At 69.9% G+C, this 12,893-nt stretch carries 8 protein-coding genes; 6 read left to right on the forward strand and 2 right to left on the reverse strand.

Annotated elements, in window-relative coordinates; genetic code table 11:
- Positions 1-12 precede the first annotated feature (12 nt).
- Entirely contained in the window at positions 13-2,061 is a 2,049-nt protein-coding gene (locus tag C464_RS14955; protein ID WP_006114593.1) for a DUF460 domain-containing protein, read from the forward strand.
- Positions 2,062-2,181: 120 nt separating this feature from the next.
- Positions 2,182-3,168, forward strand: coding sequence for a tyrosine--tRNA ligase (locus C464_RS14960; protein WP_006114594.1), 987 nt, complete (start codon positions 2,182-2,184; stop codon positions 3,166-3,168).
- 24 nt (positions 3,169-3,192) lie between these two features.
- On the opposite strand, the gene C464_RS14965 is transcribed toward C464_RS14960, so the two are convergent.
- Positions 3,193-3,975, reverse strand: coding sequence for a topoisomerase DNA-binding C4 zinc finger domain-containing protein (locus tag C464_RS14965; protein ID WP_006114595.1), 783 nt, complete (start codon positions 3,973-3,975; stop codon positions 3,193-3,195).
- Between the two features lie 127 nt (positions 3,976-4,102).
- Here C464_RS14965 and C464_RS14970 point away from each other — a divergent pair, with 127 nt between their 5' ends.
- Positions 4,103-5,449 carry a putative ATP-dependent zinc protease gene (locus C464_RS14970; RefSeq protein WP_006114596.1) on the forward strand — a complete coding sequence of 449 codons (1,347 nt, stop codon included), beginning with the start codon at positions 4,103-4,105 and terminating at the stop codon, positions 5,447-5,449.
- A 1-nt stretch (position 5,450) separates the two neighbouring features.
- Here the strand turns inward: C464_RS14970 and C464_RS14975 are convergent, their stop codons facing one another.
- Positions 5,451-7,793: a DEAD/DEAH box helicase gene (locus C464_RS14975; protein WP_006114597.1), complete on the reverse strand. Its 2,343-nt coding sequence runs from the start codon at positions 7,791-7,793 to the stop codon at positions 5,451-5,453.
- A 187-nt stretch (positions 7,794-7,980) separates the two neighbouring features.
- On the opposite strand from C464_RS14975, the gene C464_RS14980 reads away from it, so the two are divergent.
- The 3 genes from C464_RS14980 (at position 7,981) to C464_RS14990 (ending at position 12,786) form a co-directional block, all read left to right on the forward strand.
- Positions 7,981-8,343: a TRAM domain-containing protein gene (locus C464_RS14980; RefSeq protein WP_006114598.1), complete on the forward strand. Its 363-nt coding sequence runs from the start codon at positions 7,981-7,983 to the stop codon at positions 8,341-8,343.
- A 93-nt stretch (positions 8,344-8,436) separates the two neighbouring features.
- A complete protein-coding gene (locus C464_RS14985; protein WP_006114599.1) occupies positions 8,437-12,492 on the forward strand; it encodes an LAGLIDADG family homing endonuclease in 4,056 nt (1,351 codons plus the stop codon).
- Positions 12,493-12,786, forward strand: coding sequence for a DUF7854 family protein (locus tag C464_RS14990; protein ID WP_006114600.1), 294 nt, complete (start codon positions 12,493-12,495; stop codon positions 12,784-12,786).
- The last annotated feature ends 107 nt before the right edge of the window (positions 12,787-12,893 follow it).

Raw genomic sequence — 12,893 nt, forward strand, 5'->3', positions numbered from 1 at the left:
CTACCTCGGTACGTGACAACCCGGACCATCCGCGCCCGCGACCGGCCGGTGTTCGGCGTCGACGTCCACAGCGGGGACGTCCGCGGCGACAGCCCCTCTTACGCGCTCGTCATTCTGGATCCCGTCGACGAGGACGACCCCGACGCTCCCGACGTCGACGGCCCGATGGCCCGGATCACCCGCGACGTCGTCTCCTTCCGGAAGCTCTGCCGGCTGATCGACGACCGCGAGCCCCTCTACGTCGCCACCGACAACGCCTACGAGCTGGCGGCGGACAAGGGCGAACTCGTCAACTTCCTCCGGTCGCTGCCCGACGGCACCCGGCTCGTCCAGGTGACCGGCGCGGAGCGCCCGGAGCCGCTCTCGCGGGTCGCCTCCCGGCACGGCATCCCCTACGGCAAGAAGCCGATGAAGGAGGCGGAGGCGTCGGCGCGGCTCGCCGCCGCGAACGTCGGCCACGAGGTGACCGCGTTCACCGACGAGACGACGGTGAAGGTGTCCCGCGGGCGTTCGACGGGGAAGGGCGGATGGAGTCAGGACCGGTACACGCGGCGGATCCACGGCAACGTCCGCAAGCGGACGCGGCAGGTCCAGTCGAAGCTGAACGAGGCGAACCTGTCGTTCGAGCGCGACGTGACCGAGAAGTACGGCGGCTACGCGAACGCGACGTTCGCCGTCGAGGCCCGCCCCGAGGACATCCCGGTCTCGAACTCGCGGGCCGGCGACGTGCGCGTCGAGGTCGAGCGCGAGCGCCGCGACGGGATCGAGTACGAGCCGCTGGTGAAGCGGCGCGACCGCGTGATCGTCGGGATCGACCCCGGGACGACCACCGCGGCCGCCGTCGTCGGCCTCGACGGCACCGTCCACGCGCTGTACTCCTCGCGGACGGGCGACACCGCCGAGGTGACCGAGTGGATCGTCGAGCAGGGGCGGCCGATCATCGTCGCCGCAGACGTCGAGCCGATGCCGGAGACGGTCGAGAAGTTCCGGCGCTCGTTCGACGCCGCCGGCTGGCGGCCCACGACCGACCTCCCGGTCGACGAGAAGCTCCACCGCACCCGCGAGGCGAGCTACGCGAACGACCACGAGCGCGACGCGCTCGCGGCCGCGCTGTACGCCTACGACGACCACGAGGACCAGTTCGAGCGGATCGCGGCGAAGACCCCGCCGCGGCTCGACCGCGGGGCGGTGATCGCCGGCGTCGTCGCGGGCGGCTCGTCGGTCGAGGCCGTCATCGACGACCTGAGCGAGGACGACGGCGGGGACGGAGGGGACGACGAGGAGGAGGATCCGGATCCCACCGAGCCCGATCGCACCGAGGAGGAGGAGACGATCCGGCGGCTCCGCGAGCGCGTCGACCGCCTGGAGTCGCACGCCGAGTCGCTCGAGGACGACCTCGACGAGCGCGACGGGCGGATCGCGGAGCTGGAAGGGGAGCTGGAGGAGGCGAAACGCGAGGAGCGCATCGAGGCGCGCACGCGGCGAGCGGTCTCCCGGCTCGAACGCGAGACGGACCGCTTGGAGCGCGAGCGCGACGAGGCCCGAGAGCGCGTCGCAGACCTCGAACGGAAGGTGGAGACGCTGAAGGAGCTGTGGCGGCTCGATCACTCGAACTTCGGCGACGTGGCCGAGGGGCGGGGGCTCGTGAGCGTGAAGGTCGTCGAGCAGTTCACGCTCGACGCGCTCGACGCCGCGGACGACGCGTACGGGCTCGTCGCCGGCGACGTGGTCTACCTCCGGGACGCGTCCGGGGCGGGCCGCCGGACCGCGGAGCGGCTCGCGGAGGCGGAGCCGCGGGCCGTGATCCGCGGCGAGGGGAACCTCTCGGGCGTCGCCGACGAGGTGCTGTTCGAGCGCGCGATTCCGGTGGTGCCCGCCGACGCCGTGCCGGTCCGCGAGGTGGACGAACTGGCGGTCGCGAGCGAGGAGGCCCTCGCCGACGCCGTCGAAGACTGGGAGGAGCGCGCCGAAGAGCGCCGGCGCGACGAGAAGGCCGAGCGGATCGACCGGATCATCTCCGAACACCGGGCAGGGCGGACGCTGCCCGAGACGGAGGAGTGACTCCGCCCGGCGGCGGCCGGAGGCCGAGCGAACGCGGCCGACGGCCGCGCTGGCGGCGATCCGCGTGAGTCGTCGGCACGCATCCAGAAGTCATATGTCCGGGAACGCACACTCGAAGGTATGGACGCTCACGAGCTGATCACCCGGAACGCGGCCGAGGTGGTCACCGAGTCGGAGATCGAGGCGCTGGCCGACGACCCCGAAGGGAAGCGGGCGTACGTCGGCTACGAGCCCTCGGGCGTGCTCCACATCGGTCACATGCTCACCGCGAACAAGCTCATCGACCTCCAGGAGGCGGGATTCGAGGTGACGGTCCTGCTGGCCGACGTCCACGCCTACCTCAACGACAAGGGGTCGTTCGAGGATATCCGCCACACCGCCGAGCGGATGCGCGACCAGTTCATCGCCTACGGGCTCGACGAGTCGAACACGCAGTTCGTGCTCGGCTCGGACTTCCAGCTCGACGACGACTACACCCTCGACCTCCACGCCCTTGAGCTCGAAACGACGCTCGCGCGCGCCGAGCGGGCGATGGCCGAGATCAGCTCCGGCGACTCGGTGAAGGTGTCGCAGGCCGTCTACCCCCTGATGCAGGCGCTCGACATCCCGTACCTCGGCGTCGACCTCGCGGTCGGCGGGATGGAACAGCGGAAGGTCCACATGCTCGCTCGCGACGTGTTACCGAGCATCGACCGCGAGCCGCCGACGAGCCTCCACACGCCGCTGATCGCCGACCTCGGGACCGGGCGCGGCAAGATGTCCTCCAGCGAGGGCGTCACCATCTCGATGGAGGACTCCCGGGAGGACATCGAGTCGAAGGTGAACGACGCCTACTGCCCGCCGACGGCCGACCCCGAGCCGACCGACGACGGCGCGGAGCGCGAGAACCCCGTCCTCCAGGTGTTCGAGTACCACGTGTTCCCCCGGTTCGACTCGGTCACCGTCGAGCGGCCGGAGGAGTACGGCGGCGACCTGGAGTACGACGCCTACGCCGACCTCGAAGCCGATCTGGAGTCCGGCGAGCTCCACCCCGCGGACGCGAAGGGCGCGCTCGCGGAGTACCTCGACCGCCTCATCGCGCCGGGTCGCCAGCAGCTCGCGGAGTAGGCCGAGCGGGCCGGGGAGCCGGAGTTAGCCGTCGCTCTCTCCCGTGAGATCCGTCTTTTCGCTCACCGTGTGACCGCCGACTTCGCAGGTCCCGTCCAGACAGCCCAGCCCGGCCGCCGTCTCGAAGACGGGGAGCCCGCAGTCGCACTCGTCGACGACGACCCCGGCGGGGAACGAGAAGGTGGTCTCGCAGTCGGGGTAGTCCTCGCAGCCGAGGTAGACGCGGCCGGGCGCGGAGCGGACGCGGAGGTCGTCCCCGCAGTCGGGGCACTCCCAGACGCCGTCGAACCGGTCGCTGACGGCCGCCTCCATCGGGTCGCACGCGGGGTCGAGACAGAGGTGGAACGGTTCGCCGCGCTCGACGCGGATCTTCGGGAGCCCGCAGTCGTCGCAGGTCGCGTCCGTGACGCTCGCGCCCGCCGGGAGCCCCCGGCGCGTCTCGCAGTCGAGGCAGACCACGTCGCCGCGCGACCGCACGAGCGGCCCGCCGTCGTCGGGGCAGGTCCCGACCGGCACGCCCGCCTCGGTGACGGGGAGGGCCCGGCTCGCCGTCGCCTCCTCGGCGACGACGCGGAGCCGCCGGGAGCCGTCGCGGGCGGTGATCGTGAACCCGTCGCCGTCGCCCTCGACGACGACGCTCTCGGGCCGGGTGAGCCACGCGACGGGCTGGTAGCCGTCGGCGTCGTGGACGAGCGTCGTGTCGTCGGGTTTGATCAGGACGACGACCCGCCCGCGGTACGTGCGGGTCCGGTCGCCGCGGTCGGTCACCTGGCAGTCGCCTGCGAGCACGCGGAGTCGTTCCGGCATACGGGGGGTTGCCCCGTTCTCCGTGTTAAGCGGTCGGCGGGGAGCCGCTCCGCGCGGCCGGGCGCTGGCGCTCTGTACGCCGGGTATTGTGTGGGTAACTTAGCAAGATCGCTCTGGGAGGGGAGGTATGAGAGAGGGCTCTGGTTCGGACCCGTCGGTGACGGCCGACGAGGCGTCCCCGGTCCGGGTTGGCGTGTTGAGTTTCCACAACAGCAAAGAGACCAAAGCGATCCTCAACGCCGTTCGGGCGTTGGGACACGAGCCGGTCTGGCTCCGCGAGGAGAACACCAGGTCGTGGATCGAAGACGAGAGCCTCCGGTTCGACCCCGACGTGGAGGTCGTCGTGAACCGGCTGCTGATGACGAAGTCTGCCGAGCCGTTGGACGACCTCGGGATCGCGACGGCCTACGCCGCGTCCCGCGCGGTGTTGAACCCGCCTGAGGTCGCCGTCCAATCGCTTCACAAGTACGGGGCCGCGGCGAGGCTCGCGACGGCGGGGATTCCGGTTCCGGACGCGTACATCGCGTTCAGCCGGCGGACGATCAACGAAGGGAACCGTCTCACGAGCGAGACGGCGGTTCACAAGTCCGCCGTCGGAACGAACGGGGATCGGATGGCGGTCGTCGGCGCAGACGACATCGTCGCTCCGCATATCGCCCGGCGTCGGGCGTTTTTACAGGAGTTCATCGACGCCGGCGTCGAGCGGCCGTTCGACGTCCGCGCGTACGTCGTCGGCGACCGCGTCGTCGGCGCCATGAAGCGGTACGCGCCGTCGGACGAGTGGCGAACGAACGTCGCCGTCGGCGGCGAGGTCGAAGGTTTCACCGCCGGCTTGCCCGAGGAGGCGGCGCGACTCTCACGGGAGGCGGCCGACGTGCTCGACCTCGACTACGCCGGCGTCGACCTGTTGTGTCGCGACGGCACCTGGTACGTGCTCGAGGTGAACGTGACGGCGGGATTCAAGGGGCTCTTCGAGGCGACGGGGGTCAGTCCGGCACCGCACATCGCCGCGCTCGCTATCGAGCGGGGCGGCGGCGTCGACCGCGATCGCGTCGCGTCCCTCGCGTCGGTGCTGGACGATTCGGTCCCCGACTGTAAGCCCCCGCTCGATCCGGATCCGGAGGAATCGACGACGGTCGGCTACACCGAGGCCGTGGCGGTGAGCGCGGGCCAGCGGGCGGTCGAGGTGGTCGCCAAGTCGGACACCGGCGCCGGGCGGACGAGCATCGACTTCGACGTCGCCGCCGAGATCGGCGCCGGGCCGATACTCAGGACGGTCCGCGTGAAGACAGGATCGCGCCGGAAGCGACAGCGGCGCCCGCTCGTCGAGATCGACGTGAAGATCGGGAACCGCTGGCAGACCGTGACCGCGAGCGTCGAGGATCGGAGTCACATGAACTATCCCGTGCTGCTCGGGCGGGACGTTCTCGACGGGTACCACGTGGACGTCGCGAAGCGGGAACGCGAGGAGTGACCTACTCGATCCGGACCGTCCGCGTGGCCGTGACGGGCAACAGCGGGAGGTCCGGGAAGGCGACCTCGACGGTGAACTCCAGTTCGTCGGCGTCGGGCGTGCCGAACACGCCGACCGGGAGCGTCGTCTCCCCGTCGAGGTACGTGGTCGTCGTGGTCATCTCCACGTTGTTGACGGTGACGCGGATGCCGGCGCGAGCGCTTCCCGAGGCCGCGGCGACGGCGACCTCGCACATCTCGTTCTCGCCGACCGCGATGCCGTCCGGAAACTCGCCCCAGTCGACGTCGATCCGGGGGCAGTCGCGCGCGGCGTCGACGACGCGCTCCGCGACGGAGCCGCTCATGCCGGCGTTTTCGAGCTCTGTCGCGCCGGCGTCGACGACGTCGGCGGGGGAGGTGAGCCCGACGTCCGCGAGGCGCTCCGCGCGGCCGGAGCCGACCCCCTCGATCGCCGTGAGCGCGACGGCCTCGCGGGAGACGCCGTGTTCGACGCGCGCCTCCACGCGGCAGGCGAGGTTGGCCGCGCGTGGGCCGGCGAACCGGTCGAGGAACTCCGCGAGCGCGGCGAGCAGCCGGAGCGCGTTCTGCCGGATCACCCACGCGTCGGAGCGGAGGTCAGAGGGGATCGAGTCGGCCATCCCGGCGAGGAGGATGGCGAACACCTTGCGGTGGCCGTCTTCGAGGTCGGTGTCGCGGCCGTCGAGGATGCGGTCGATCGCGTCGGACTCGGCCGAGCGCGCCGAGACGGAGTCGAACTCGCCCGCCGACGCGACGGTCTCCAACACCGAGTCGACGGTGAGCGTCTCCCGGTCCGCGAGCCGCCGGAACCGCCGCGCGGTGTCGAGCCGGAGGTAGTACTTCGAGGCGAGTCGCCCGAGCGCGGTGGGCTCGATCGCGAGGTCGTCGTCGGCCGCGACGAAGCCGTCGTCGACGAGCGATTCGAGGGTGTCGCGGACGCGGTCGCGGAGCGTCGGGAAGTCGTACGCGTCGGGCTCCGACTGCGCCCGGACGTAGTAGAAGGTCGTTTCGAGCCACGCCATCACGTCCTCCAGCCCGCGGATCGTCCCCATCGCGATCTCCGCGTTGAGGTGCGATTCGAGGTCGGCGGCGAGCCGCGACTCGATCTCTTTGCCCTCGCGCAGCAGTTTCCGGTACTTGTCCGCGTCGGCGCGGTCGCAGACCACCCAGCCGTACCCCACGTCGTCGTACTCCGGGCGGCCGGCGCGGCCGAGCATCTGGAGCACGTCGAGCGGCGAGATGTCGGTCTCCCCCTCCAGCGGGTCGTGGTACTTCGTGTCGCGGATGACGACGCAGCGGGCGGGGAGGTTCACTCCCCACGCGAGCGTCGACGTCGAGAAGAGGAGCTTGATCTTCCCCTGCTTGAACCACTCCTCGACGCGGTCGCGGTCGTCCTTCCCGAGGCCGGCGTGGTGGAAGCCGACGCCGTCGGTGACCGACTGCCGGAGCGTGTCGTTGGTGAGTTCCTTGGCCTCGTTGTGGAAGTCGTAGTCGCCCCGCGAGTCGATCGGGATGTCGCGTTCGGTGATCTCGTCGCGCGCCTTCTTCGCCGCCTGGACCGTGTCCTGCCGCGAGGAGACGAACACGAGCGCCTGACCGTCCTCGCGGACGTGCGGCTCGGCGAGGTCGAGCGCGCGGTAGAGCCGGCGGTACTTGTCGGCGAACGCGTTCGAGCCGTGCGAGTACGTCTTCACGCCGGTCTCGAGGTCGACGGGGCGGTACTCGTCGCCGAAGGCGTACGTCGTCTCCGCGGGCGCGTCGAGCCACTCCGCGACGTCGGCGATGTTCGGCATCGTCGCCGAGAGCGCGACGACGCGGGGGTCTTGGAGCCGGCGGAGCCGCGAGACGGTGACCTCGAGCACCGCGCCGCGCTTCTCGGAGTCGAGCAGGTGGACCTCGTCGATGACGACGCAGTCCACGTCGGTGATGAAGGAGTAGCGCGCGGAGTCGTGCTTCCGCGTCGCGCTGTCGGCCTTCTCCGGCGTCGTCACCAGCACGTCCGCACGCTCGGCGCGGCGGGGGTTCAGGTCGCGCTCGCCGGAGACGACGTAGACGGAGTAGCCGAGCTCCTCGAACCGCTCCCACTCGCTCTCCTTCTCGTTCGTGAGCGCGCGCAGCGGCGCGACGAAGAGGGCGGTCCCGCCCGCGGCGAGCGTCCGACAGATGGCGAGTTCGGCGAGCGCGGTCTTCCCGGAGGCGGTCGGCGCGGACGCGACGACGTTGTGATCGGTCTCCAAGATGCCCGGCAGCGCCTCCCGCTGCATCCGGTTGAACTCGTCGAACCCGAAGGCCTCCGCGAACTCCGGCACCGCGTCCGCGACCTTCACGGCACACCACACCCGTGCGCGAGTCGTCGGGAACCGCGGCTGTGTCGCATCGGATCGAGAGGGGGGCTTCGAGGGCAAAGGCGTTTCTCATGCGGGCGGGACGCGTCGGGCGGGCGGCGGCCCGCGCGCGGCGGAACGGGCGTTCCGGACCCACACCGTTTAGTCGGCCGCGGTCGACCGCAGGGGTATGATCCCGTCGTCGCCGCTCGTTATCGGTGCGGGCGTCGCGGTCGCGCTGCTCGCGCTGTTCGCGCTCGCTCGCCGACTCCGCGGCCCGTCCGCCGAGGCCCGCGAGTCGAAGCGCGCTCACGACGCCGCCCGAGAGCGCGAACCGCCGGTCGAGATCGGCGAGACCTACGAGTTCGGCGTCACCGAACTCACCGACCACCACTCCGGCGACGAGGTCGCCGTCGGCAAGGTCGAGGGGTTCGTCGTCTTCACCGAAGACGTTCCCGGCGGCCTCGAACCGGGCGACGTGATCCGCGCGAAGGTCCTCTCGTTCAACGAGGGGCGCACCTCAGCCGACGCGACCTTCGTCGGACGCGCGTAGGCGACGGTCCGATCCGACTCCCGACCCGCCCGCCGCGACCACGTCCGCCCCGAACCGGAGGTTCATACGTGATGCCGACGAAGAGGTGTCGCAATGGCTCAGGCCGGCACCCAGGACCTCACGGAGCGGTTCATTCAGTTCTATCGCAACTACTACCGTGAGGACATCGGGCAGCTCGCGCAGCGGTACCCCAACGAGCAGCGCTCGCTGTACGTCTCCTACGACGACCTCTTTCAGTTCGACCGCGACCTCGCCGAGGACTTCCTGAACAAGCCCGAACAGATGCGCGAATACGCCGAGGAGGCGCTGCGGCTCTACGACCTCCCCGCCGACGTCAGCCTCGGCCGCGCGCACGTCCGTATCGAGGACCTCCCCGAGAGCGTCGACATCCGCGGTATCCGCGTCCACGACGACCACATCGGGAAGCTCGTCTCGATTCAGGGGATCGTTCGCAAGGCGACCGACGTGCGCCCGAAGGTGACCGAGGCCGCCTTCGAGTGCCAGCGCTGCGGCACGATGACGTACATCCCGCAGAGCGACGGCGGCTTCCAGGAGCCCCACGAGTGTCAGGGCTGCGAGCGGCAGGGCCCCTTCCGCGTCAACTTCGACCAGTCCGAGTTCGTCGACTCCCAGAAGCTCCGCATCCAGGAATCGCCCGAGGGGCTCCGCGGCGGCGAGACGCCCCAGTCGCTCGACGTCGACATCGTCGACGACATCACCGGCAAGGTGAGCCCCGGCGACCACGTGACCTGCGTCGGGATCCTCCACATCGAGCAGGTCGAGCAGGGCAACGAGAAGTCCGCCATCTTCGACCTGTACATGGACGGCGTCTCCATCTCCATCGAGGACGAGGAGTTCGAGGACATGGACATCACGGAGGCGGACAAGCGCGACATCATCGAGCTCTCCGAGCGCGACGACATCTACGAGGCGATGGTGGGCTCCATCGCCCCGGCCATCTACGGCTACGAGGAGGAGAAGCTCGCGATGATCCTCCAGCTGTTCTCCGGCGTCACCAAACACCTCCCCGACGGCTCGCGGATCCGGGGAGACCTCCACATGCTCCTGATCGGCGACCCCGGAACGGGTAAATCTCAGATGATTTCGTACGTAGAAAACATCGCCCCTCGCTCCGTGTACACGTCCGGGAAGGGGTCGTCCGCGGCGGGGCTCACGGCCGCCGCCGTCCGCGACGACTTCGGTGACGGCCAGCAGTGGTCGCTCGAAGCAGGCGCGCTCGTGCTCGCCGACAAGGGAATTGCCGCGGTCGACGAGCTGGACAAGATGGACTGTGTCACGGGTGACACGCTGGTCTCGCTGGCGGACGGCCGCGTCGAGCGCATCGACGAACTGGCGCGGGAGGCAGCGGAAGACGGCGATATCGAGGAGCTCTCGAACGGTCGCCGCGTCCGCGACGTCGACCTCGACGTCTGGACGATGGACGGGGACGGGCGGCTGGTCGAACGGCCGGTCTCGGCGGTCCACGAGTACGACGCGCCCTCGGAGCTCACCCGGGTCACGATGGAGACCGGCGAATCCCTGACGGCGACGGCCGATCACCCGTTCTTCGTCCTCGACGACGGGGAGCGCGTCGAGCGTGAGGCGGCCGCGCTCGACGACGACGACTGGGTGTACGTCCCCCGAGAGATTCCGACCAAGGCCGCCGACGGCGCCGGGGCGGCGGCAACGGCAGGCGGCGACGGAAGCATCGAACCGCTCGGCGACGGATCCGTCGACGGCGACGGGACCGATGCCGCGATGGCGAGCGTTCTCGGGTACCTCTCCGGCGACGGGAACGTTTACTACGACCGCGACGAGGGCGTCTACGGCGTCCGGTTCACCAACACGGACGACGACCTCTTAAACGACTTCGAGAGAGCGGCACGGGCAGCGTTCGACGCGGAGCCGGTCCGTCCGCCGAGCGAGAAGCGCGACGACGGCGCCGAGACGGTTCGAGTCACCGGAAAGGAACACGCCGACGCCGTCCTCGACGCGGGAATGAACCTCGGCCGGTACGACGAGAAGTGCTTCCCGACGGACGTTTCGACCGGAAGCCGCGCAGCGAAGGCCGCGTTCGTCCGGGCACTGGCCGACAGCGAGGGCCACGTCGACGAATCCGCGGACAACGTTCGAATAGCGTCTGCGAGCCGGGACCTGCTCCGCGGCACGCGAAACCTCCTCTTACAGTTCGGTGTGTCGAGTCAGCTCCAGCACCGCGAGCGCGACAGAGGTCGCGATGTGTACTACCTCACGGTGACGGACGCCGACTCGCTCGCGGCGTTCCAACGCTACGTCGGGTTCACCGCCACGCGAAAAGCCGAGGCCCTCAACCGCGTCGTCGACGCCGCCGACGGCGACCGCACGATCCTCGACGTGGTCCCGGAGATCGGCGACGTACTTGCCGAATCTCGCGAGTCGCTCCGGCTTCACCAGAGCGAGTGCGGGATCAACGCGGTCACGTACCACGACTTCGAGAGCGAGGACGCGAACGTCTCGCTCCACCGCGCCCGGCAGGTACTCACGGCGTTCGAGGGGCGGCGGAGCCGTGCGGCCGAAGACGTGGACGCGCTCGAGGGAGTGCCGACGTGGGAAGCGCTATCAGAGCTGCGGCACCAATACCACGTCTCGCAGTCCAAACTCGCGGATGGAACCGCGTTGTCCCAACAGCAGATCTCCCGCGAGTGGGGCGAAGACGACGAAGTCCGTCGGACGGTGACCGAGCGACTCCGAGAGATCCTCACCGAGGTCGCGGAGACCGACCTCGGAGACCTCCGCGAATTCGTCCGCGGCGACGTGAAGTGGCGGCGGGTGGAGGCAGTCGAAACCGTTCCGCCGGAGTCGACAGAACACCGCGGCGAGGTACTCCGACAGCGTCTCGCAGACGTCATCGAGGGGCCGATAGAAACGGTCGAAGAGCGGGCCCACGAGTTGCTCGACCGCGGTCCGATCGGCGAAACGCCGGCAGAGCTGTCGGCAGCGCTCGACGCCTACGGTATCAGTCAGTCCGGCGTGGCGTCCCGGCTCGATGTGACGCAGGCGACCGTGTCGCGGTGGCTGTCCGGCGCCGTCGAAACGGACCGGCTCGGAGATCTGCGCGAGGCCGCCGCGGAGGAGGCGCGGGCGGTCGAGTCGGAGCTACGGTCGATACTGGCGCAGATCGAGGACGGGGAGCGACCGAGGGTGTACGACCTGACGGTCGAGGAGACGCACAACTTCGTCGCGAACGGGCTCGTCGTCCACAACTCCTCGGACCGCTCCGCGATGCACGAGGGGCTCGAACAGCAGAAGATCTCCGTCTCGAAGGCGGGGATCAACGCGACGCTGAAGGCGCGGTGTTCGCTGCTCGGGGCCGCGAACCCGAAGTACGGCCGGTTCGACCAGTACGAGCCGATCGGCGAGCAGATCGACCTAGAGCCGGCGCTCATCTCGCGGTTCGACCTCATATTCACCGTGACGGACAGCCCGGACGCGGAGCACGACTCCCGGCTGGCGAAACACATCATCAAGACGAACTACGCCGGCGAGCTCAACACGCAGCGGGAGGAGCTGGCCAGTTCGGAGTTCACCGCAGAGCAGGTGGCGGAGGTGACCGAGGAGGTCGCGCCGGAGATCGACGCGGAGCTGCTGCGCAAGTACATCGCCCACGCGAAGCGGTCCTGCTTCCCGACGATGACCGAGGAGGCGAAGGAGGTGATAGAGGAGTTCTACGTCGACCTGCGCTCGAAGGGGGCCGACGAGGACGCGCCCGTGCCGGTCACCGCCCGGAAGCTGGAGGCGATGGTGCGGCTCTCCGAGGCCAGCGCGCGGGTGCGGCTCTCGGACACCGTCGAGCGCGAGGACGCGGACCGCGCGACGAACATCGTCGAGTCCTGTCTCAAGGACATCGGCGTCGACCCGGAGACGGGGCAGTTCGACGCCGACGTGGTCGAGACGGGCACGTCGAAGAGCCAGCGCGACCGCATCAAGAACATCAAGGGGCTCATCGCCGACATCGAGGAGGAGTACCAGGAGGGCGCGCCCGTCGAGGAGGTGCTCGACCGCGCGGGCGAGATCGGGATGGACCCCGGGAAGGCGGAGGGGGAGATCGAGAAGCTCCGGACGAAGGGCGAAGTGTACGAGCCCAAGCAGGGACACCTCCGGACGACGTAGATGGACCGCATCTCCGCGATACGGAACGTCGAGGACGCGCTCCGCGAGTTCGAGGACGGCGAGGCCGACCTCGCGGCCACCGAGCGGCGCGTCGCGGCCGTGCTGCGGACGTACGCGACCGAGTTCGACGGCGACGGCGACGTGTTCCGCGCGGTCGGCGACGACCCCGTCGACGGAACCGTGGTCGTCGCGCCGTCGGAACCGGCCGCACGCGAGCGCGTCCTCGCGGCGAGCGGGGTCGACGACCACTCGGACGACGAGAACGGGCCCGCGTTCGACGTCGAGCGGTTCTGACCCGCCGACTCCGGCGTCTGGAAACCGCCTCTCGGGCCGCCGTCGCTGACGCCGACTGAAACGTTCCGGTCCGGAACGGATATATTTCGAAATCGACCACCGGCGGG

The sequence above is a fragment of the Halorubrum coriense DSM 10284 genome, assembly GCF_000337035.1.
Lineage (GTDB): Archaea > Halobacteriota > Halobacteria > Halobacteriales > Haloferacaceae > Halorubrum > Halorubrum coriense.

Coding starts and splice junctions, on each gene's coding strand:
- C464_RS14960 (WP_006114594.1), top strand. CDS start 2,182: ATGGACGCTCACGAGCTGATCACCCGGAACGCGGCCGAGGTGGTCACC.
- C464_RS14965 (WP_006114595.1), bottom strand. CDS start 3,975: ATGCCGGAACGACTCCGCGTGCTCGCAGGCGACTGCCAGGTGACCGAC.
- C464_RS14970 (WP_006114596.1), top strand. CDS start 4,103: ATGAGAGAGGGCTCTGGTTCGGACCCGTCGGTGACGGCCGACGAGGCG.
- C464_RS14980 (WP_006114598.1), top strand. CDS start 7,981: ATGATCCCGTCGTCGCCGCTCGTTATCGGTGCGGGCGTCGCGGTCGCG.
- C464_RS14985 (WP_006114599.1), top strand. CDS start 8,437: ATGGCTCAGGCCGGCACCCAGGACCTCACGGAGCGGTTCATTCAGTTC.
- C464_RS14990 (WP_006114600.1), top strand. CDS start 12,493: ATGGACCGCATCTCCGCGATACGGAACGTCGAGGACGCGCTCCGCGAG.